This window comes from Grimontia hollisae CIP 101886 (assembly GCF_000176515.1).
GTDB classification, from domain to species: Bacteria; Pseudomonadota; Gammaproteobacteria; order Enterobacterales; family Vibrionaceae; genus Enterovibrio; species Enterovibrio hollisae.
Genome location: NZ_ADAQ01000012.1, coordinates 382,427 through 403,489, shown reverse-complemented (window position 1 = coordinate 403,489; position 21,063 = coordinate 382,427). Strand labels below are relative to the sequence as shown.

18 protein-coding genes are annotated in these 21,063 nt (G+C 50.0%); 3 read left to right on the top strand and 15 right to left on the bottom strand.

The window, feature by feature from the left end; translation table 11 throughout:
- Positions 1–150 precede the first annotated feature (150 nt).
- Positions 151–1,479 carry an anaerobic C4-dicarboxylate transporter gene (locus tag VHA_RS12865; protein ID WP_005504976.1) on the bottom strand — a complete coding sequence of 443 codons (1,329 nt, stop codon included), beginning with the start codon at positions 1,477–1,479 and terminating at the stop codon, positions 151–153.
- Positions 1,480–1,970: 491 nt separating this feature from the next.
- Here VHA_RS12865 and VHA_RS12860 point away from each other — a divergent pair, with 491 nt between their 5' ends.
- Positions 1,971–3,002 carry an extracellular solute-binding protein gene (locus VHA_RS12860; protein WP_005504975.1) on the top strand — a complete coding sequence of 344 codons (1,032 nt, stop codon included), beginning with the start codon at positions 1,971–1,973 and terminating at the stop codon, positions 3,000–3,002.
- A 132-nt stretch (positions 3,003–3,134) separates the two neighbouring features.
- Here the strand turns inward: VHA_RS12860 and pcp are convergent, their stop codons facing one another.
- The 3 genes from pcp to VHA_RS12845 are packed head-to-tail and all read right to left on the bottom strand — an operon-like array spanning position 3,135 to position 5,403.
- On the bottom strand, positions 3,135–3,773 hold the full coding sequence (pcp, locus tag VHA_RS12855) for a pyroglutamyl-peptidase I (RefSeq protein ID WP_005504974.1): 639 nt from the start codon (positions 3,771–3,773) through the stop codon (positions 3,135–3,137).
- 8 nt (positions 3,774–3,781) lie between these two features.
- On the bottom strand, positions 3,782–4,687 hold the full coding sequence (locus VHA_RS12850; RefSeq protein ID WP_005504973.1) for a DUF979 domain-containing protein: 906 nt from the start codon (positions 4,685–4,687) through the stop codon (positions 3,782–3,784).
- 5 nt (positions 4,688–4,692) lie between these two features.
- Entirely contained in the window at positions 4,693–5,403 is a 711-nt protein-coding gene (locus VHA_RS12845; RefSeq protein WP_005504972.1) for a DUF969 domain-containing protein, read from the bottom strand.
- Between the two features lie 235 nt (positions 5,404–5,638).
- Here VHA_RS12845 and VHA_RS12840 point away from each other — a divergent pair, with 235 nt between their 5' ends.
- Positions 5,639–6,142 (top strand): L,D-transpeptidase family protein, encoded by a 504-nt coding sequence (locus tag VHA_RS12840; RefSeq protein WP_040528894.1) that lies wholly within the window; start codon positions 5,639–5,641, stop codon positions 6,140–6,142.
- 106 nt (positions 6,143–6,248) lie between these two features.
- On the opposite strand, the gene VHA_RS12835 is transcribed toward VHA_RS12840, so the two are convergent.
- Together VHA_RS12835 and VHA_RS12830 are read right to left on the bottom strand one after the other, a co-directional pair.
- Positions 6,249–8,198, bottom strand: coding sequence for a monovalent cation:proton antiporter-2 (CPA2) family protein (locus VHA_RS12835; protein WP_005504967.1), 1,950 nt, complete (start codon positions 8,196–8,198; stop codon positions 6,249–6,251).
- Positions 8,198–8,824 (bottom strand): NAD(P)H-dependent oxidoreductase, encoded by a 627-nt coding sequence (locus VHA_RS12830; RefSeq protein WP_005504965.1) that lies wholly within the window; start codon positions 8,822–8,824, stop codon positions 8,198–8,200. Before VHA_RS12830 ends, VHA_RS12835 begins: the two co-directional genes overlap by 1 nt.
- A 791-nt stretch (positions 8,825–9,615) precedes the next feature.
- Between VHA_RS12830 and rarD the strand changes: the two genes are divergently transcribed.
- Positions 9,616–10,515, top strand: a complete 900-nt coding sequence (gene rarD / locus VHA_RS12825) for an EamA family transporter RarD (RefSeq protein ID WP_005504962.1) — start codon at positions 9,616–9,618, stop codon at positions 10,513–10,515.
- 69 nt (positions 10,516–10,584) lie between these two features.
- Here the strand turns inward: rarD and VHA_RS12820 are convergent, their stop codons facing one another.
- The 9 genes from VHA_RS12820 to VHA_RS12785 all read right to left on the bottom strand — a co-directional run bounded on the left by VHA_RS12820 (position 10,585) and on the right by VHA_RS12785 (position 20,940).
- Positions 10,585–13,734 (bottom strand): efflux RND transporter permease subunit, encoded by a 3,150-nt coding sequence (locus VHA_RS12820; RefSeq protein ID WP_005504960.1) that lies wholly within the window; start codon positions 13,732–13,734, stop codon positions 10,585–10,587.
- A 4-nt stretch (positions 13,735–13,738) separates the two neighbouring features.
- Complete coding sequence (locus tag VHA_RS12815) at positions 13,739–14,860, bottom strand: efflux RND transporter periplasmic adaptor subunit (RefSeq protein WP_005504958.1); 1,122 nt, start codon at positions 14,858–14,860, stop codon at positions 13,739–13,741.
- Between the two features lie 304 nt (positions 14,861–15,164).
- A complete protein-coding gene (locus VHA_RS12810; RefSeq protein WP_005504956.1) occupies positions 15,165–15,653 on the bottom strand; it encodes a DUF3299 domain-containing protein in 489 nt (162 codons plus the stop codon).
- 3 nt (positions 15,654–15,656) lie between these two features.
- Positions 15,657–16,913, bottom strand: coding sequence for an ABC transporter permease (locus VHA_RS12805; protein ID WP_005504954.1), 1,257 nt, complete (start codon positions 16,911–16,913; stop codon positions 15,657–15,659).
- Positions 16,914–17,606 carry an ABC transporter ATP-binding protein gene (locus VHA_RS12800; RefSeq protein ID WP_005504953.1) on the bottom strand — a complete coding sequence of 231 codons (693 nt, stop codon included), beginning with the start codon at positions 17,604–17,606 and terminating at the stop codon, positions 16,914–16,916.
- A gap of 37 nt (positions 17,607–17,643) precedes the next feature.
- Positions 17,644–18,291, bottom strand: coding sequence for a zinc uptake protein ZrgA (zrgA, locus tag VHA_RS12795; protein ID WP_005504952.1), 648 nt, complete (start codon positions 18,289–18,291; stop codon positions 17,644–17,646).
- A gap of 14 nt (positions 18,292–18,305) precedes the next feature.
- Positions 18,306–18,581: a hypothetical protein gene (locus VHA_RS18900; RefSeq protein ID WP_162021949.1), complete on the bottom strand. Its 276-nt coding sequence runs from the start codon at positions 18,579–18,581 to the stop codon at positions 18,306–18,308.
- A gap of 104 nt (positions 18,582–18,685) precedes the next feature.
- Entirely contained in the window at positions 18,686–19,360 is a 675-nt protein-coding gene (locus tag VHA_RS12790) for a response regulator (protein ID WP_005504950.1), read from the bottom strand.
- Positions 19,354–20,940, bottom strand: a complete 1,587-nt coding sequence (locus tag VHA_RS12785) for a GHKL domain-containing protein (protein ID WP_005504949.1) — start codon at positions 20,938–20,940, stop codon at positions 19,354–19,356. Before VHA_RS12785 ends, VHA_RS12790 begins: the two co-directional genes overlap by 7 nt.
- Between the last annotated feature and the right edge of the window lie 123 nt (positions 20,941–21,063).

Genomic DNA, 21,063 nt, shown 5'->3' with positions numbered 1-21,063 from the left:
ATTGCGTCTAAATAACTGCTCTTACTTCAGGTTACCTTTATCCCCAAACGACCTGAAGATGCAGAATTCCGGCGGTTTAGGTATTGCTCGCAATTCCCCAATAAAAAACCGCTCATAGTAAGAGCGGTTTTAACTTTGAGGCTTTTTCAATTAGCCAATAATCATCTGCCCGAGCACATAACCGAGCAAACACGCCCCTATCACACCAATCAAACCGACCGACATAAATGAATGGTTGAAATACCATTTGCCGATTTTGGTGGTACCGGAAGTATCAAAGTTGACCGTAGCGATATCTGATGGGTAATTCGGGATAAAGAAGTAGCCATACACCGCAGGCATAATACCGATAAGCAGCGCAGGGTCGAGGCCAAGTCCCAGACCGACAGGCAGCATCATACGTGCGGTTGCAGCCTGCGAGTTAACCACCACCGACACAATGAACAGCGCCAGTGCGAACGTCCAGGGGTAGTTGGTGACCATTTCTACAATGCCAGACTTAAATTGCGGCATGGCGTATTTGAAGTAAGTATCAGACATCCAGGCGATACCGAAAATCGCAATGGCCGCCACCATACCGGATTTAAATACCACGCCATTTGGCACGTTACGTGGGTCGGTTTTGGTTGCCAGCAAAATGACACCACCAAAACAGAGCATCATCATCTGGATAATCACGGACATGCTGATAGGTTTAGTGCCCGCCCCGATTGTCCGTACTTCTGGCACCATGGCGATAAACACAATGGTCAGAATCGAAAACAGGAAAATCAACACCGCATTGCGTGCAGAAGCCGGCAACGTTTCATTCAGCGATGTCGCTGTCGTGTTCAGGATTCGCTCTCGCCACTCTGGATCTTTCATGCGCGCCTGATATTCAGGATCGTCTTCCAGTTCTTTACCGCGTTTCATCGAGTAAAGTGACATCAGCAGTGTACCAAACAGGGTCGCTGGCACCGTTACCATCAAGATCGACAGTAGCGTGATTTCTGCCTGGATGTTGGAAAGCTGCGCAAGGTAATAAACCACCGCCGCAGAAAGGGGGGATGCTGTAATCGCTATCTGGGAAGCAACCGAAGAGGCTGCCATTGGACGCTCAGGACGAATGCCGTTTTTCAGCGCCACGTCACCGATAATCGGCATGATGGAGTAAACCGCATGGCCTGTACCCAGCAGGAATGTCATGGTGTATGTCACGAATGGCGCAATCAGGGTCACCCGTTGCGGGCTTTTACGCAGCAGCCTTTCCGCGACTTGCAGCATGTATTTCAAACCACCGGCAGCTTCAAGAATAGAAGCACAGGTGACCACCGCCAGAATGATCAACATCACCGTGACTGGCGGTGATGTTGGCGGCATCTTAAGAATAAAGACCTCAACAACAAGACCAATACCCGATATGACACCAAGGCCAATACCTCCGTATCTCGATCCGAGATACAGCATTACGAGCAGGAACAGGAACTCCAAATACAACATGAAAATATCCTTAATTTAATGATTGTTATAGATATTTTCTGTTCATTACCCTGTTAAAACCGAAGAAAACTTCACACTCCTTTACGAATAAAATGCAAATGTTTGGTTATAAAACATAGGCCACATTTATCGCTCTTCAAGTAACACATCCTCTCCTCTTCGGTTAAAAAAATGCGCTTCAAAGGTAAACGTGCCGTTGATTAAGCCAAACGGTTTATCGTCCCAGATCACGCCGCTGGTTGTTATTTACTTTGATATCCAAGCATTACACTCTTTGTCTTGTTCTTTCTACTGACCATGATTAACACGCTGAATCTGTTGCCAGCACTAGGTTTCGGCGGTAATATCGCGCCAATTTTTTCGGGGATAGAGGCGCTCTCTTTACCGACGAGATTCTCTGAAGAAATTCAGATGTTAACGCAGAGCTACGCTATAGTTCTGGATTATCAATGCGCCCTGTAAAAAAGGGCCTTTGGAGGTGGAAACCAATAATGAAAAAATGGTCTGCTATTCTGGCCAGCGCTGCGTGTGCAGCAGCTATCTTTACCACACCGGCACATGCTGCTGATGATCAGCTCATCTTTGCAAACTGGGGCCCTTACATCTCAACTGAGTTGCTTGAGCAATTTACCCGCGAAACCGGCATCAAGGTCATCTACTCAACATATGAGTCAAACGAAACCCTGTATGCAAAAATGAAAACCCACCCGGATGGGTATGATCTTGTGGTGCCTTCTACCTACTTTGTGGCGAAAATGCGCGATGAAGGTATGCTCCAGAAAATCGACCATTCTAAGCTCAACAATTTCACCGAGCTGGATAAAAACTACCTCGACAAGCCTTTTGATCCTAACAACGATTACTCAATCCCTCACGTGATTGCGATGACAGGTCTGGCGGTTAACACTGACATGTATAACCCAGAGGATTTCGACAGCTGGGCAGACTTGTGGAACCCAGAGCTTAAAGGCCAAATCATGCTGATGGACGACACCCGTGAAGTGTTCCACATCGCACTGCGTAAACTGGGCTACTCTGGTAACTCTACCGACCCAAAACAGATTGATGAAGCTTATGAAGAGCTGAAAAAGCTGATGCCAAACGTGCTGGTATTTAACTCAGACAACCCGGCAAACCCGTATTTGTCTGGCGAGGTGGGACTAGGCATGTTGTGGAATGGCTCAGCGGCGGCAGCACAGCGTGAAGGTCTGCCTATTGAGTTGGTGTGGCCAAAAGAAGGCGGTATCTTCTGGGTAGACAGTCTGGCAATTCCGAAAAATGCGAAGAATGTTGAAGCAGCCCATAAGATGATCGACTTCCTGCTGCGCCCAGAGATCGCGGCACGGATCAGTGCTGACACGGGTTACCTGACAGGGGTCGAAAAATCGAATGCCAAGTATAAAGACAACCCAACCCTGTTCCCGCCTCAGGAAGACCTCGATCGCGGTGAATGGCAAGACGCGGTTGGCGAACTCACCGAGAAGTACGAAAACTACTTCCTGCGCCTGAAAACCGGCGAATAATCCCCAGGGCCATCCGTTGTGATGGCCTTACTTTGCCCGACAGCAACAGCGGTTGCTTCTTCTCTCAGCAGCACCAAATAAAAAGAGCCGAAACGTCGGCTCTTAGCAATTAGGCAATTAACATCATTGGGATCAGCAGATTTGTCCCGCTCCCACCTTGATGTCCATTTGGTTTTCGATGGTCGCCTGCGCAGCAAGGCGTAGGCCTTCAACAATGGTATCAAGTGACATGGACGGTTGCTCAGTTCCGGCGGCCTGCTCCGGCAGTAAGGGAATGTGGATAAAGCCATGCCCTATATCGGTGTCACAAAGATAGTGTTGAATGCCATAAAACAGGTGATTACACACGAAAGTCCCTGCCGTGTTTGATACCTGGCAAGGAATGCCGTTTTCCTGCAACTTGCGGGTGATCGCCTTGATTGGCAAGGTGGAAAAATACGCAGCTGGGCCTTCTTCATCAATCGGTTCATCAACCGGTTGGTTGCCACCATTGTCTGGAATGCGGAAGTCGTCAACATTAATCGCGATACGTTCAGGGGTGATCGCGGTGCGGCCGGCGGCCTGTCCTACCGTGATGACATAGCTTGGTTGGTGTTTCTCAATCGCCTCACTGACTGCTTTTATCGCTGCATAACGGGTCACCGGCACTTCGCAAGTGACAATGACGCCACCGTCAAGCTCAACGCCGTCCAGTTTCTTCACTGCTTCCAATGCAGGGTTGATTGAAGCGCCACCAAAGGGTTCGAACCCCGTAATCAGAACTTTTTTCATCGCTTTCCTCAGAATGCAAAGCCGTACATAACAACTATGTTAAATGCCAAGATGATCAATCCGGGGATCATCTGCATGAGAATGACATGGTGCTTGTTTTTTAGCTCAAGCAGCGCAGCCGGGACAATATTGAAGTTGGCCGCCATGGGTGTCATCAGCGTACCACAATAGCCGGAAAGCATACCCAGCACGCCAATAATGGCTGCGTTACCGCCATATTCCATGATCAGCAATGGAATACCGATACCGGTCGTGATAACCGCAAATGCAGCGAATGCATTCCCCATTACCATGGTAAATACCATCATGCCGACACAGTAAGCAATCACGTTCACCAGCAGCATATTCTCAGGGATCATCATTTTTACAATTTGCGCAACGGTATCGCCGACGCCTGCCTGATTAAACAGGTAGCCCAGTGCCGCTAAGAATTGCGAAAGAATCGCTGCCCAGCCAATCGAATCAATCAAACGGCGTCCTTCATTCAGGCTATGCATGGGTTTGCTCTTGGTTATCAACAGCGCCACAATGATTGAAGCAACCGAAGCAATACCCAGCCCCACCAGCGCTCCCAGCGAAGTAAACTGGCTGATAGCCACTGTGAGCAAAGGAACAATAACGGCAGGGATGAAGAGTTTATTTTTCAGTACTGCGGCGGTTTTCTGGCGTTCTTCATCACTGGTGGTTTTGTAATTCCCGATCCCCATAAATCCGCCTGCCGCCAACGCAGTCAGAGCCAATACCATCAAACCGGTAACCCAGTGTGGGATCATCGCACCAAAGATAAAGGTGGTACCATAAATCAACCAGAAAAGGCCGCTACCAATACGCTTCGGATTGTCTTTATCCAAAAAGCTTTGCAGTGAAAATGCCAGCAGGAGCAAGCCTGTGGTTTGGTAAATATATTCAAGCATGGCGTTTACCCTTCATTTCCCTGCTCATCAGCCATTGGCTTAGCATTAATACCACTTTTCAACAACTTGGCTTCAACAACTTTGCTGAACACTACAAACACCACGAAGGAGGCTATCGCTGTCGGTAGTGCCCACAACGCCATGGTTTCAAGTTGAACATCCAATTGGTTATCCGCCATCACACCTTTGATCAGCAAAATGCCGCCGGTGCCAATAAACAACAATTGACTGAAGAAGTTGCCAACGTTTTCACTCGCGGCAGAAAGGGCCCGGATTGCCTGGCGTTTTTCTTCTGCCAGTTTCGGTGACGCTTTTTCCGCCGCCGCTTCTGCCATCGGTGCGATCAGTGGACGGACCATTGAAGGGTGTCCGCCAATACTCAGTCCCATACCATTGGTCACTTTGCGCAGCAGCAAATATGTCATCAGGATTTTACTGACAGAGGCTTTTTTCATTGATCCGATAAGCCGCTCCGCACGCTGGCGCAGTCCATAGCGTTCAAGAATGCCAATCATGGGAAGGATAAGGATGAAAAGAGACATATAGCGGTTTTGGGTGAATGACTGACCGAGAATGGAAAGTATTTCCATCACGGCAATGTCGGCGACAAGCCCGGTTGCTACACCGGCAACCAAAATAACCAGCAGGGTGTTTAGCTTCAGTGCTAACCCCACCGTAATAATAGCAATGCCAATTAGTGGCCAAAAGTCAATCATGTTTACTCTCTACACGGTATGTTGTCATTTTTCTGCCGGGACTCCCAGCGTCAGCCCGAGTATACGAGAGCCCCCAAATCTCCTCCAATCAGAGATTTTTGTTCTTAAAACCAATAAATCGGTTTAAGTCAGAGCCAGGGTTATTTACAACCAGACGCCCATCAGCAGCGGTTAAACGCGACGTTTCCTGCGTTTTCACCAATAATGAAATAAATGCCCCTGTTTTAGAGACACTATGACATCATGGATTAACGCGCTCATTCTTACGTTGCTACTCAGCATTGGCTTTACTGCCAACGGATTGGCAACGGAACAGCACGTGGATTTGGTGAAAGTCGACAAATCTGCCCGTAAGATGTATCTGATTCAGGGTGATCGAATTGTAAAACGGTATCACATATCTCTCGGTGCCAACCCCAAAGGACACAAGCTGCGGGAAGGCGACCAACGCACACCTGAAGGCCATTATTTACTCGATTTCATCAATGAAAAATCCCGCTTTTATCGCTCTATCCGCATCAACTACCCCAATGAAAACGACGTAAAACGCGCCCAGAAACTGGGGGTTAACCCCGGCGGCCAAATCATGATTCACGGTCAGAAAAACAACAACGATTCCCTCCCCGGCAGTGGGCGTAGCAAAGACTGGACGGACGGCTGTATCGCTATCACCAACGAGGAGATAGATGAATTCCTCCGTCTGGTCAAGCTGGGCACCCCGATTGATATTAAATGGTAATTTGCCGGTAAGCTCAAAAAAGCCAGACACCCGCAAACGCTGTCTGGCTTTTTGTTATTGATAGAAACTGGTCACACCGCATCGTCAGCAACGAAGGGAACCAACATCATGAAACAGGCTTGTCCTCTGTTTCAGGCCCACTTTCTTCCAGATCCTCCAGATAATCCTTCGGTGGCGGCGTCCATTCACGGTCAGTCATACTGTGTCTGTCCATTCGGTCTTTCTTCATCGCCTCACGAACGGTTTCTTCAAGCTGGATAAACAGGTGTTGGTAGTGAGTATCATACGATTGTGATTCATCGCCGCCCATCCATGTGTCATACAGTTTTTCCGAGCTTTCTTTTTCAATTCGGTTAAAGGTCGCTTTTTGCTGCTCAACCAAGAATGGGTGAGTGCCAAGCGTTCTCAGCGCTTCTGCGCCCATTTCCAGCGCTGAATGGAAGGTTTCCTTCACAACAAAATCCGCGCCGGCATGGCGCAGCATGTAAGCATGACCGCGATCAAACGCGCGGGCCAGCACTTTGACATGCGGGTAGGTATGCTTCACATATTCGACAAGCTCGGTCGTGGTCTCCTGGTTATCCATCGACACCACCAGCATGGCCGCCTCTTCAATCCCTGCCGTATGGAGGTGCTCTGGGCGTGTCGCATCACCAAAGTAGCTTTTCACATTAATTTTTCGAAGGTTCTCAACCTGTGCCACTTCATAGTCCAGCACCACGGTTTTCACACCGTTGGCGGTCAGGATCCGGTTCACTACTTGGCCAAACCGACCCACACCAGCAATGATCACGCTACCCTGCTCATCAATTTCATCATATTCCCGGTTATTCTTGCTTTTGGCATAACGCGGCAGGATCACTTTGTCGTACAGGATAAACAGGCCCGGCGTCAGGAACATGGACAGGGCGACAACCAGAGACAGCAATTGGGCAGTGTCTATCGGCAATACGTGGTTTTGGGTGGAAAAGCTCAAGAGCACAAAACCAAATTCCCCCGCCTGCGCAAGACTTAATGCAAACAACCAGCGTGCAGTCCCCTTAATGTGAAAAATCAACGACAGCACCAAGAGAATTGCCGCTTTCAGCACCATCAATCCAACGGTAAGTCCGATGACGGCAAAGAAATTGTCGAACAGAATGCCTACGTTGATACCCGCACCCACCGTGATAAAGAACAACCCCAGCAACAGCCCTTTGAACGGCTCAATGTTGGACTCCAGTTCATGGCGAAATTCACTGTTGGCAAGCACAACCCCCGCGAGAAACGTACCAAGCGCAGGCGACAAGCCAATCAGGCTCATCAGTACCGCAATACCAATCACTAACATCAGCGCCGTCGCAGTGAAAATTTCGCGCAAGCCGGAGCTGGCGACAAAACGGAACAATGGCCGGCTCAGGTAATGTCCCCCAATGACCAGCGTCGCGATGGCGGCAGTGATCACCAAGCCCAGCGCCCAGCCCGGCAAGCCAGCAACCAGACTCAGTTCCTCATGGTGTTCTGCGGCCGCCGCTGCTGCGCTTTGTGCCTGTTCAACCAACTCGGGCAACGCCAGCAATGGGATAAAGGCCAGCATCGGGATCACCGCAATATCCTGAAAAAGCAACACAGAAAATGCACTGCGCCCGCCTTCGGTTTTGGTCAGCCGCTTTTCATTGAACGTCTGGAGTACGATCGCGGTCGAAGAGAGCGCGAAAATCAGGCCTATCGCCAGCGCAACACTGCCGGGCTGGTTAAGGTGCAATGCAATCCCCATGACAGCAGCCGCTGTTAGGCCAACCTGCAACCCTCCCAGACCCAGCAATTTATTGCGCATCGCCCAGAGCATTTTCGGCTCCAGCTCAAGGCCGACAAGAAACAGCATCATCACCACGCCAAATTCAGCAAAATGCTGGATTGTCGTGGTTTCATCCCCCACCAAACCGATCACCGGTCCAATCACTACACCGGCAATCAGGTAACCTAACACCGAGCCCAGCCCAAGCCTTTTGGCGATAGGAACGGCCACAACCGCAGCAGCAAGGAAAATAAACGCCTTAAGGAATATACCTGTCATCACTCACCGTCCTTCAGCACATGCGCGATGTTACCCGCGGTGATTTTTTCACTGACCGCTGCTTTGTTAAGATCAACCGTACCGTCAACAAAGGCATTGAGCAGCCGCTTATAGGCAGCAACGTGGCGCTCCACTTTGCCGTCTTCCGCTGCGGTGCGGGAGCCAAAGAGAGCAAACGGCGCGAGGTAGCGCATTCCCGTCAGGTTTGCCATCTGTTCCAGCGGCGCCAACAGCTCCCGAATTTTAAAGTGGTTAAATCCGTCCGCTTTGTAGGCTTCTTCCTTACCGCCCGCCGTAATGGCACACATAAATTGCTTCCCACGAAGTGCAGTACCTTGCGACCCATAGGCAAAGCCATATTCCAACACCAAATCTTGCCATTCTTTCAAAATGGAAGGCGTGGAATACCAGTAAAGCGGAAACTGGAAAATCACTACGTCATGCACCAGCAGACGCTGCTGTTCCAGATCGATATTGATGTGGTAATCAGGGTATTCACCGTAAAGATCAACCGCCGTAACCCCTTCAACTGACTTTGCTACCTTGAACAATGGGACGTTCACTTCTGAACGCCGCTGGGATGGATGCGCAAACAGCACCAATACGTTGTTTTTATTATCTGACATAGCTTTCCTTCGTGTCTTATCGAGAGGTGAATAAGGCTGTTTTTACCCGATTCACTGACGCATCCAGCGCGTCACATCTCGTTAATTACACCCGTTATTCTACCTGCTGAGCCCCTCTGTTTTATTCTCAATTTAGTCATTTCTCAACAGGAAGTCTTTCCCCTTCGTTTACAGCCTGACAGAAGCGCAAATGAAAACACTGGTAAACAATAGCTTTACCCCAAAGACCAGTATCACCGAGCCAAGCACTCTGAACGGTATTGTAACGACCCAGATGGAATCCAAGGCTGTTCGACCAGATGCAAAACCTGTTGCCACTCAAGCAGGCCGCACATGCACTGGCAACCAAATCTGACTGGCCTGCGCGCTGACGGTGAACGGATACTGGATACTCTGATGGATATGGCTGAGCAGATCGCAAACCTGCCAGGTTAAGCTGGCGACACCAAGAGGGGGCTTGCAAATGCGCCCCCTCGAATAGACCAGAAAAACATCATTTTAGAAATCTATGTGAAAATAATAACCAAACCTCTTATTTTCCAATAAAAAAATGCAATGCAGCGTTTTAAATCACAACAAAGCCTTGATTTAAAATGTTAAAAAATACACACAATACACTGATAATACTGGCTATAAATCCAACTGAGCCCCCATAACATTCACCCTTTCAATGCTTTCATCAAAAGACACTCTCAAACGCTTCATTCTTTCACCTTAATCACTTTACAAATCCCTTTTCCGCTATACAATCACGCATCCCCTGATTATTTTTTACCCAAGGTGTTCTCCCTATGAATCCAACACGTTTTGGTAACGTGATGGCGGCTGTGGCTTTCCTGCTATGGGGCGCAATGCCGCTCTACTACCAGTTTCTACCCAATGCAGCCATGGATGAACTGTTGGCACTGCGCATTCTTGCGTCACTGCCGTTTTTACTTCTGGTGCTGCAAGTTCGCAAAGCCACGTCGCCAAACTGGTCAGCGCTGGTTGCCGATAAACGTTCGTTTTTCTTTGCCGGACTTGCATCCGTGATGATGTGTATTTCATGGAGTGCATTTACCTGGGCAATGACCAATGATCGTGTGTTGGACGCAAGCCTTGGTTATTTTATTAACCCTCTTCTGGTCATTGCTCTGGGTGTGGTGGCATTTAATGAAACGCTGACCCTTGGACAAAAAGCGGCGGTATTGTTTGGTGCCCTAGGCCTCAGTTACCAAATCTGGCAATACGGTGAACTTCCTGTTGCAGCCCTGCTAATGGCGGTGTTTTTTGCGCTCTATGGCTGGTGCAAGCGTCATGTGAAGTATGATGCAATCTCAAGCCTTTTAGTCGAAACCATTGCGCTGCTGCCGGTTGCAGCGATTTACATGGCTTACAAGATAGGAATAGGCACCAGTGTTGCTGTGTCAGGTGACATGTCTACCCTGTTGTTATATCTCGGTGCTGCACCTGTCACTTTGCTGCCACTGTTCTTTTTCTCAGAGGCGGTCAAGTATGCGCAGATGTCGATGATTGGGTTTATGCAATACATTGAACCTTCACTGCAATTTGTGCTCGCTATCGCGGTTTTCGGCGAGGCTTTTGATGGGGTGAAAACCGTCAGTTTTGGTTTGATTTGGCTGGGACTGGCTATCAGCATTATCGAAAGTCTGGTGAAAGTAAAACCCAAGCCGGACTTGCCTCAGCATTGATTAACTGTCTGAATAAAAAGAAAAGGCACCTTCGATGAGGTGCCTTTTTTGTCCTTATTGGTGCGGCTATCAGTCTTCCAAATCTACCAGCTTGGTTGAACCACCGTGATGCTTCTCTCGTAATCTCTGGATAACGGCAAAGAAGCCCGGGATCAGGAAGGTACCGGCCAACAGCACACAGAGCAGACCACCCGTCAGTGAAATACCCAGTGAGTTCTGGCTGATATGACCAGCACCGGTTGCAAAGATCAGCGGCATGATACCCAGAATGAATGACCAGGATGTCATGTTCACCGCACGGAAACGCAGCTTACCGCCCATCACTGCGGCCTTATCAATTGGCAGCTCATTCTGTTCACGCTCGTTCTTACCGAACTCCACAATCAGGATGGCGTTTTTCGCCGCCAGGGCAATCAGCAGAACCAGACCAATCTGCGCATACAGGTTGAGCGGTGTGCCTGTCATCGCTAACGCAAGGAAGGAACCCAGCGTGGCCACTGGCACCACCAGAATGATCGCCAGCGGAATACTCCAGCTTTCATACTGCGCCACCATAAACAGGTAGATAAAGATCAGCGCCAGGGCAAACGCGTAAATCGCAAGGTTGCCCGCTTGCTTCTCCTGATATGCCATACCTGTCCACTCATACTGGTAACCTTGCGGCAGTACGTCAGCCGCAACCCGCTCCATCGCGGCAATCGCGTCACCAGATGAATAACCCGGTGCAGGTGAACCCTGGATAACCGCAGCGCGGTACATGTTGTAACGCCATGCCACATCCGGTTCAAACACCTGTTCAATATCAATCAGGGTGCTCAGCGGGATCATCTGACCAGTGTTCGAACGCACGTGGAAACGGCCCATCGAGTCGAGATCGTTACGGTAATCACCATCTGCCTGAATAGTCACACGGTAGTTCTTACCAAACAGGCTGAAGTCATTCACGTACATGCCGGCAAGGTTGCCCTGCAAGGTGGTGAAGATTTCTGAAAGCGGGATACCCAACTGCTTGGCTTTTTCACGATCGATATCGATATAGAAATGCGGTACGTTAGCGCGGAATGTACTGAAGGTACGTGCAATTTCCGGCTGCTCGTTAGCTTTTTGCATCAGCTGTTGCATCACCATCGCCAACTCACCACGGCTGCGGCCAAGGGTATCTTCCAGTACAAATTCAAAACCGGATGAAGGCCCCATCCCCGGCACAGCTGGCGGTCCCATCGCAAACACAACCGCTTCAGGCAATTCTTCGGCTGCTTTTGCGTTAATGCGGTTGATGATGTCAAACGAAGAATGGTCTCCATCCAATGCCTGTCGGGTTTCCCAATCTTTCAATTTCACAAACATAGATGCACCGTTCGATGCTGCGGCACCGGTCAGGAAGGCATAGCCATTCGCCACCGTCGCACCATCAACACCTGGCTCAGCAGTGACCATTTCCCCGAGTTTGCGCGTCACATATTCTGTACGGGACAGGGAAGCGGCATCAGGAAGCTGGATGTTAATCAGCATCACGCCTTTATCTTCCTGCGGCACGAAACCGGTTGAGGTGGTTTTGGCAAAGTAACCCGCCGCACCCACTGCCACGATAAACAACACACCCAGCACAGCGGTTTTACGTACCAGGAAACCCGCGACTGCACCGTACTTGGTGGTGATTTTTTCCAGACCGTTGTTAAACACCTTGAACCAGCGGGCATGATTATCACCGCCCTGGCGAAGTATCAATGAACACATCGCCGGTGACAACGTCAGCGCATTAATCGCCGAAAGCAGTACGGATATACAGATAGTCAGTGCAAACTGGCGGTACATGATCCCTGTAATCCCCGGCAACATGGCAACCGGCAGGAATACCGCCAACAGTACCAATGTTGAGGTGATAATAGGCCCTGTCACCTCTTTCATCGCCAGCAAGGTTGCCTGTCGTGGTGTGAGGGACGGGTTTTTCGCCATATTGGTATCAACGTTTTCGATAACCAGAATGGCATCATCGACCACGATACCGATAGCCAGAATCAAACCGAATAGGGTCACGGTGTTGACCGTAAAGCCCGAGGCCAACATCACGGCGAACGTACCAATCAGGGACACTGGGATCGCCACTACCGGGATCAACGTGGCACGGAAGCTGCCAAGGAACAGGTACGTCACCGCGATAACCAGCAGCACCGCTTCAACCAGTGTTTTCACTACGCCTTTGATCGATTCGGAGACGAACAGGGTCGTGTCATAGCTGGCTTCATAGCTCATGCCTTCAGGGAAGTTCTGCGCAAGCTGTTCCAGACGCTCCATCACCAGACCGCCACTTTCCAGCGCATTGGCATCAGATTGCAGGTTCAGGATCACGATAGAGGCTGGACGGTCACGGAACTTACCGTTACCGGTATAGAATTTCTTGCCCAAAGAGACGTCAGCAATGTCTTTCAGGTACACCATTGAGCCGTCTGGGTTGGCACGGACAACCACATTTTCAAACTCTTCCACCGAGCTCAGGCGGCCTTTGGTGACAAGCTTGAACGTCATTTCCTGTGCATTGTTAAACGGAGGTGCACCTATATCACCGGCAGCAACCTGTACGTTCTGCTCTGCAAGCACAGAGCGCACATCTGAGGTAGTGATGCCAAGGTTTGCCATCTTCTCAGGGTTCAGCCAGACACGCATGGCATATTCGCCACCGCCGATCACGTTAACTTCACTGATCCCCTTGACCCGTGCAATCTGGTCTTTGATGTTCAGGTTGATGTAGTTAACCAGAAACTGGTCGTCGTACTTGCCTTCCGGTGAATAAAAGTTCAGCACCATCAAAAGGTCAGGCGAGCGTTTTTTCACCGTCACCCCCACCTGACGCACTTCCGGCGGCAGTTTGGATTCAATCTGTGCCACGCGGTTTTGCACGTTAACCTGCGCCATGTCAGGGTCGGTGCCGATATCAAACGTCACGTTCAGGTTGTAGGAACCATCGTTGGCACTCTTGGAAGACATGTAGATCATGTTTTCCACACCATTGACCGAGGTTTCTATCGGGTCGGCGACAGCCTGTTCCACCACCTCTGCACTGGCACCGGAATAAACCGCTGTCACACTCACTGATGGTGGGCTGATACGCGGATATTCCGCCACCGGCAGGGTCAGCAGCGCAATCGCACCCGCCAGTGTCAGAATGATGGAGATAACCAGCGCAAACTTGGGGCGCTGTATAAAAAAGCGACTAAGCATCCGGTTACGCCCCTTGGCCTTCTAGGCGAACAGTCATGCCATTACGCACGCGTTGCAAGCCTTTGGTCAGCACTTTCTCACCTTCGTTTAACCCTGTCAGCACAATCACGCCCTGCTCGATTTGTGGACCCAGTTCGATGTTACGGCGCTCAACGATATTGTCGTCTTTCAGCACCATCACGAAATCCCCTTCCAGATCGGTCTGCACCGACAAACGCGGGATCACCAGTGTCGGTTTGGCGTTTTTGTCTTTCACGATCACTTCCACGTACTGGCCGGGCAGCAAACGGTGTTCCGGGTTAGGGAATTGTGCACGCAGGGCAATGGTGCCGGTTTGGGTGTCGATACGGTTACCGAGGTAATCGAGCTGACCCTTGTACTCGTAATCAAACCCTTTACCTAACTTCAACCACACTTCTACATCGTCGTTACGTCCCTCACCCTGTCCAGACATCCGGTCTGCGCCGGACTGCAATCGCTGCTTCTCACTCATGGAAAATGAAGCATGCATTGGATCCAGGCTGACAATGGTCGTCAGCACACCGGTAGACGGTGACACCAAGTCACCGATGCTTGCCCGGCTTTCGCTGATCCGGCCAGAAAATGGAGCACGGATAATAGTATGGGAAAGATCGGTTTCTGCTGCCTGCAACTGTGCTTCAGCAGATTTGAGTGCCGCTTCTGCCTGCAGTTTCACAGCAGTCAGGCGGTCGAATTCAGATTGACTGATACCACCACGGGGGAGCAGGTCCTCACCACGTTTATAATCGAGGTTTGCATTAGTGACACCTGCTTTTGCCTGGGCAACCGATGCTTTGGCACTGGCCACTTTCGCTTCATAGAGAGAAGGGTCGATTTTATACAGAAGCTGACCGGTATTGACCATCTCCCCCTCTTTAAAATAGCGTGATTGAAGATAACCGGATACCTGCGGAACAATGCCGACATCTTCTATCGCTTCTGTTCGCCCCACAAAGCTCTGTTGAGGCTGGTAATCAATCAACTCTGCAGTTTCAACTGCAACAATGGGGGCAAACGCTTGCTTCTGCTGAGTTTCCTGGCCTCCACATCCGGCCAGAAGCGCAGCACCTACCAGCGTAGGAAGCAATAACTTCCGTTTGATCATGTATTTCTCCTTCCCTCAACCACATCGTGTCGGGCAAAAGTGATAAGTAAATGTAAAGTAACATAGCCTGACGGTATTTATTGTAGAGCGAAGATCAAAACCCGCTGTTTAAAAGACTGGAAAATCACCTCTTTCTTATTGCCGCTTTTCGGCCATGCCGCATCAAGTATGCCAGTGATTCCTGACTGAAAGCTGTACCGGGCGACAGAACGTCGACCAAAAACGGTAAAGGATGGGGATATATCCCCAAACAACCTGAAAATGCAGGATTCAGGTTGCTTGGGTATAAAACATCACCGTATTTTTATTGGTCGTCGTAAGGCTCAATAGTTGAACCTTCAAGCAAATACCCCGCTTGGGCAATGTCGTGGGAAATCGTTTCGGTTTTCAGTTTGCCCACCACGTAAACCACATCCCACAATTCCTGTACCGGCGCGCCTTTTTCAAATTTCACATACACAATTTGGTTGGGCGGCGGTGGCGGCACATGGATACATGCACCAAAGAATGGCACCAGTAAAAACTCAGTGACAGTATTGGCGTCACCTTCAAGGGGGATCACAAAACCAGGGATTTTCACCAGGCTGTTATTGAGTTCAGGTCGGACTTTTCCTACCAAACTTTGCTGAGCGGCAGTATCGCCGCTATGGTCCACCAGCGGCATACCACGATCATTGAACTGATTGCGTTCAGATTCCGGGATCAAATCCAGCCAGTCCAGCGTCAATGCTCCTTCAGCTGACACAAAGAACGGCAGGCACGCGGTCAATATCAGTAACCATTTTTTCATCATTATTTATATCCGTATTGTCATGCCATCTGACAGGGATTGGCGATACGCACGAAGCGCTGGCAGCACGCCAACCAATAATCCGGCTATCAGGACAATGCCTAACAGTCTCCATTCATGTTGACTTAAAAGCGCAGCGGAAAGTTGCAAGCCATACTGACTCAGGACAAAGGGGGCTGCCACTTGAATCAGGATCAGAAGCACTGCCACCCCGGCAATGATACCCAGCAAGGTCAGAAACAGTGCCTCACTGATCAGCAAAATGAAAATATGGGCAGGCCTTGCCCCCATACCCCGCAAAATTGCCATTTCCCGCCTACGCTCATTCAGGCCCGTCAACAAACTGGAGAGCATGCCCATTAACCCGGCAACCACCACAAACCCTGACACCACCAGCAACGCTTGTTCTGCCACTGACATCATGCCCCACAGTTCATGCAGTGCAATCCCCGGCATAATTGCCGTTAGCGGCTCCTGTTTGTACTCGTTGATGGTGCGTTGCAGGGCGAATGTCTGGATGCGGCTTTTCAGTCCGACTAATAATGCCGTAACTTGTCCGGGATGAAGCGTATCAGGATCGATATCTTCTGCTCTCACCCCTGCTCCCATTCTCGCACCACTCTCCCACCCAATGTGGATAGCTTCGATCGCTGGCAGCGACACATGCACGCTGCGGTCAACGGGCGTCCCGGTCGGGGCAAGGATCCCGGTCACCTTAAAGGGCAGGTTGTCGTGTCGGGCAAAGTTTTTGTCGGCAAGCCCGTGGGCGATCACGATCTCATCGCCCAGTCTATAATTCAGCTTTTTAGCGACCTCAGAGCCAATAACCGCATCAAACAGTCCATCAAAAAGGGCACCTTGAGAAAACGTCAGCGCCTGCTTTTGACCATAACGGTAATATTTAAAGTAATCTGTGGTGGTTCCCACTACGCGAAATCCCCGGTGAGAATCACCAAGGGACAGGGGAATTGACCAGGCGACCGAAGGGTGATTTTTCACGTCCTCGACACTTTTCCAGTCAATATTATTGGTCGCATTGCCTATCCGGAATACAGAGTAGAGCAGCAGGTTTACCTGACCAGAGCGCGCACCCACAATCAGGTCCGTCCCGGAGATGGTGTTGGCAAAACTTTCCTTGGCCTGTGTACGGACCCGCTCAACACCTAGCAGCAAAGCAACGGACACCGCGACGGTAAACACGGTGAGCAACGCCGTGGTTTTCCGGTTTTTCAGGCTTTGCAACGCCAATCGAAGGATGGCCATCTATTCTCCCTCCATCTGAGATGCGGCACGGTTCAGGGCTGGCAACAGCACTGAGCGGTCGAAATGGGATTCCAATGCACTGTCGTGACTGACAAAAAGCAGGCTGGAACCGGCGTTGTCACACTCATTCATCAACAGGGAAATAAACGTATTCCGGGTATCGGCGTCCAGTGCAGACGTGGGTTCATCGGCAAGCAATAACGCCGGTTTACCGATCAATGCCCTGGCAGCAGCAACACGCTGTTGCTGCCCAATACTGAGCTCAGTCACCGGTTTAGAAAGACAGGTTTTAGGCAGTGCCAGCGCATCAAGCAACCGTTCCGCTTCTTGTTGAAGATCGGTGCCTGCGCGGGCTTTCCGTCGTTTGGAAAAGCGGCATGGCAAAGTGACGTTGTCGAGAACAGACAGGTAAGGAAGCAGGTTGAACTGCTGGAAAATGTAACCGAGGTTATCAGCACGGAAGGCATCCCGCTTCGCCCCTTTTAACACTGTCAACTCCGTATCCAGAATGCGTAATGTGCCTTCATCTGCCGTATTGATTCCTGCCACCAATCCCAACAGGGTAGATTTTCCACACCCACTGGCCCCTTTTAAAAAGACGCGCTCTTTAGCCGCTAACGCAAACTGTGGAATGTCGATTTGCCATGCAGTCTGGCCCGGCCACCTGAAGCGGAGGTTTTCAATGTGTAACATAGTCAACAACCAAAAGGCCCCTTTCGGGGCCAATGAATCAGAAACGGAACGTGTTGGAAGCCGGTACAAGTTTGCCAGCTACAACACCTTTGTCGGTGATGGCCTGCACGCTGATTTTTTCGGTGTTACCGAATACTTCAAACCAGTTTGTTGAGACTGTTTTGAGGCTGTCAGGCGATTGGCAATGGAAGGTGTATTGCGCTGAAAATTCGCCGTGAAGCATTTTCTTATCGTGATCATCATGGTCGTGGTCGTGATGGGCATGTTCTTCATGGTGCTCATGATCATCGTGTTCATCATGATGTCCTTCTTCATGCGCATGATGATCATGGTCGTGGTGATCACCATTCCCTTTGCCCAGCGTGTTGCTGACGGTATGTGATTCCAGTTCGCACCCTGCCTCTGCATTGATAGCAAACAATGCACCCGGCTTGGCGAGCGTCGTCATCGCTTTCTCAATGGCTGCCTTTTGTGCTGCATTTTCCGGTGCGTGCTCAAACCCCACCACATCACTGCCGGGCGCGGTGATTTCAGCCAACAGTTCATCACCATCCTGTGCAATGTGCCATTCAACCACACCGTGTTGGTGGGCATCGTGCTGGCGGTGTTCATCATGATCGGCTGACGCTGTCGATGCCATACCTAAAGCAATTGCACTCAGTGCAAGCATGTTTTTATTTAACATAAACTCTCCAAAATCTAATTTGTTATAAGGTCGCCAATGGTGATGCGTTCATTGGGTGGAGAGCGTGCTTTTTGGGGGACAACAATGACCGAAAAGAAAGGAAGAATAGCGTGGGTAGGATGGGTAAACCCGATAGGCTGCGGAACAACACTCAAGGCACGGGTTTCGACACCAGTGACACCCAACGCACACAGCATGCATTGGTGGTCAATGTTAACCGAATGGTGATGCTCGCCCTTGTGATGCGCAAACGCAACCCCCTGCCAGCCCAGCAAAACGACTAATAACAACGATAATAACGTGCGGTATGGCAGGAGCATGACCCATCAAATGTCTAATCAATAATGTTATAATATAACATTACAGAGTTGAAAGTTTGAATGATTTGCAAAGATTATTTTCCCACAAATCCGGGGCGGCGATATACCCGGGTAGGTCGCCCCACTTTGCCGTGTTCGAGGAAGGCTATCAGGTCACCTTCTTCAACAGCCCTGTCCAAATAGCGTCTGGCGGTGCTTTTACTGATACTGAATGCCTCGGCAATCGCACTGGCGGTTAATTCAATATGGGCATGGGGAAACTGATCGACGATTTGTTTTAACGTGTAAGGGTCAATATTATCCCGCTTTTTAATGATGGTGCCACCGCTGAACAAGACATCCAGCGTGCGCTGGTCAAAGGCTTTTTCATTCACCAGTTGCTGTTTAATGGCACAGAATTTATCCAAACTCTCTGTCAGCCTTTTGTAATCCAATGGCTTGATTAAATAGTCAAACGCACCATACCGCAGCGCTTTCTGGACAGTATCTGAGTCATTGGCGGCAGTTATCAGCACACATTCAGGCCGCCCAAGAGATGGCGGGAGATCAGGTAATAAATCTACTCCCATCCCATCGGGTAAGTAGTTGTCTACGATAAGCAAATCAAAATTCGCAACTGACAGGAGCTCTCTGGCACTCGCCAGGTCATGGACAACACTGACCGCACTGAAACGGCCATCTTTGCGGACAAAATGTTCATGCAACGCAGCAATATCCTGATCATCTTCGATGATAAGCACTTTTAACACGGCTGTTCCTTGGGAAAATAGAGAGTGAAAGCGGTTTCATTGTCATCGCTATCCATTTCGATATGTCCAGAGACCGATTCGACAATCGATTGGACAAGATGCAAGCCAATTCCATGATCTTTGTAGTCAGGTTTGCTTGTGTACCCCATTTGACAGAGGACATCCAAGCTGACCTGAATTCTGGGACCATTGTTATAAAACGCGAGGACATGCTCATTGCGGGTTTCATACATTGCCACCCGGATAGCCCCTTCTTTTATGCCCTCAAGGGCCTCAATGCTGTTGGAAAACAGGTTTCCGACCAGGGTACTGAGCTGTTCTTCATCCATATTGGCAGGTAGCGCATGCCATCCATCCAGCTCAGTGAGGTCAACACTGATACCTTTCTCCGAGGCTTTACCCATATTCGCTAACAACAGCCCTGAAATCATGGGCAGTGACTGGAGTTGCCTTACGCTGTCCATCTGCCCCTGATTGGTCTGGGATTGGGCAAGCACCAGATCAAGTGCCTGCTGGTAATGCCCTAATTGCAGCAACCCGCCCAGCGTAGAGAGCTTGTTTTGGTATTCATGGCGCGTTACACGCAACGACTCCAGATAATGGCTGACCTGGCTGATTTTGTTCGACAGGATCTGTATTTCATCCTGTGCGCGTAAACTGAATACCGCGCCACCTGGCACGTCGTTTGTCGAAGGCAAAGTGACACGTGTCATCACCAGATTACGGCCATTGATTCTGACCAGTTTGTCGATGAAATCCTCACCTTTCAGTGAAAAAATGCCAGGCTCATCTGTTAACTGTGAAACAGCAAAAGGCGTAGGCATTCCCATCTGGTCGCCTAAAAGCATACGGGCGGAGTCATTGATCAAATAAAGCTGCCCATGATGGTTAACTGCCATAAGTCCTTCATGTGCGGCTTCTAGCACGCCTTGGCTCGTGCTCAGTGTCTGGGTGAGTTGCCAGGGTTCCAGATGTTGCATTTTCTGACCAATATACCCGGAAAAACGCCAGGCGATGAGCCCAGACAACACCGCCGCGCTCAGGGCAAAACCAAGCAAAGGGGATATATTTTCTTCGTTCAGTACCGCAATGGTGTTGATGAGGTACCCCACTTTTATCATCCCGACAATTTCACCGTTGTCGATAATAGGAGAGATAAAACGCACAGACGGCCCCAGCGACCCAACACCATAGGAAAGGTAGGCCTCTCCCTGATTCAATGCTTTTTCGATATCTCCGCCAAGCACCGGCAACCCAATACGCTCGGGGACAGGGTGCGCCAGTCGCAAGCCTTTTTCGTTGCTGACCGTAATAAAGTCAGCATCTGTCACCTTTTGCAAACCTGCGACTATAGCCATTACATCGTCAGCGCTTTCCCTGCGAACTGCGCCAACAAGGCTTGGCAGTTGCGCCAGTTGACGGGCCTGCACTTCCGCCCGGAGTGAAATCTGTTCGTCAAGCAAATGGTTGATACGGTGTGAGCTGATGGCCCACCAGCCTGCTGCCGAAAACAGAAAGACACCGCAAAGCAAGATAGTCAGGTGTTTCGTAAAGGAACGGGGAAAAAAGCGCGCGGCCATTGCCGGAACTCCTTGGTTTCAAACCAGTTATAGCATACGGGATTTACTGTCTTTTTGTCAGCGCATCTCCTGCTGATATTGAGCGCGATCCCCATTTTGGTATTTATGAATTTAATGGTTTCT

What these genes read in the sequence shown, in the direction of transcription:
- VHA_RS12865 (WP_005504976.1), bottom strand. Translation starts at nt 1,479, where the DNA reads ATGTTGTATTTGGAGTTCCTGTTCCTGCTCGTAATGCTGTATCTCGGA.
- VHA_RS12860 (WP_005504975.1), top strand. Translation starts at nt 1,971, where the DNA reads ATGAAAAAATGGTCTGCTATTCTGGCCAGCGCTGCGTGTGCAGCAGCT.
- pcp (WP_005504974.1), bottom strand. Translation starts at nt 3,773, where the DNA reads ATGAAAAAAGTTCTGATTACGGGGTTCGAACCCTTTGGTGGCGCTTCA.
- VHA_RS12850 (WP_005504973.1), bottom strand. Translation starts at nt 4,687, where the DNA reads ATGCTTGAATATATTTACCAAACCACAGGCTTGCTCCTGCTGGCATTT.
- VHA_RS12845 (WP_005504972.1), bottom strand. Translation starts at nt 5,403, where the DNA reads ATGATTGACTTTTGGCCACTAATTGGCATTGCTATTATTACGGTGGGG.
- VHA_RS12840 (WP_040528894.1), top strand. Translation starts at nt 5,639, where the DNA reads ATGACATCATGGATTAACGCGCTCATTCTTACGTTGCTACTCAGCATT.
- VHA_RS12835 (WP_005504967.1), bottom strand. Translation starts at nt 8,198, where the DNA reads ATGACAGGTATATTCCTTAAGGCGTTTATTTTCCTTGCTGCTGCGGTT.
- VHA_RS12830 (WP_005504965.1), bottom strand. Translation starts at nt 8,824, where the DNA reads ATGTCAGATAATAAAAACAACGTATTGGTGCTGTTTGCGCATCCATCC.
- rarD (WP_005504962.1), top strand. Translation starts at nt 9,616, where the DNA reads ATGAATCCAACACGTTTTGGTAACGTGATGGCGGCTGTGGCTTTCCTG.
- VHA_RS12820 (WP_005504960.1), bottom strand. Translation starts at nt 13,734, where the DNA reads ATGCTTAGTCGCTTTTTTATACAGCGCCCCAAGTTTGCGCTGGTTATC.
- VHA_RS12815 (WP_005504958.1), bottom strand. Translation starts at nt 14,860, where the DNA reads ATGATCAAACGGAAGTTATTGCTTCCTACGCTGGTAGGTGCTGCGCTT.
- VHA_RS12810 (WP_005504956.1), bottom strand. Translation starts at nt 15,653, where the DNA reads ATGATGAAAAAATGGTTACTGATATTGACCGCGTGCCTGCCGTTCTTT.
- VHA_RS12805 (WP_005504954.1), bottom strand. Translation starts at nt 16,913, where the DNA reads ATGGCCATCCTTCGATTGGCGTTGCAAAGCCTGAAAAACCGGAAAACC.
- VHA_RS12800 (WP_005504953.1), bottom strand. Translation starts at nt 17,606, where the DNA reads ATGTTACACATTGAAAACCTCCGCTTCAGGTGGCCGGGCCAGACTGCA.
- zrgA (WP_005504952.1), bottom strand. Translation starts at nt 18,291, where the DNA reads ATGTTAAATAAAAACATGCTTGCACTGAGTGCAATTGCTTTAGGTATG.
- VHA_RS12785 (WP_005504949.1), bottom strand. Translation starts at nt 20,940, where the DNA reads ATGGCCGCGCGCTTTTTTCCCCGTTCCTTTACGAAACACCTGACTATC.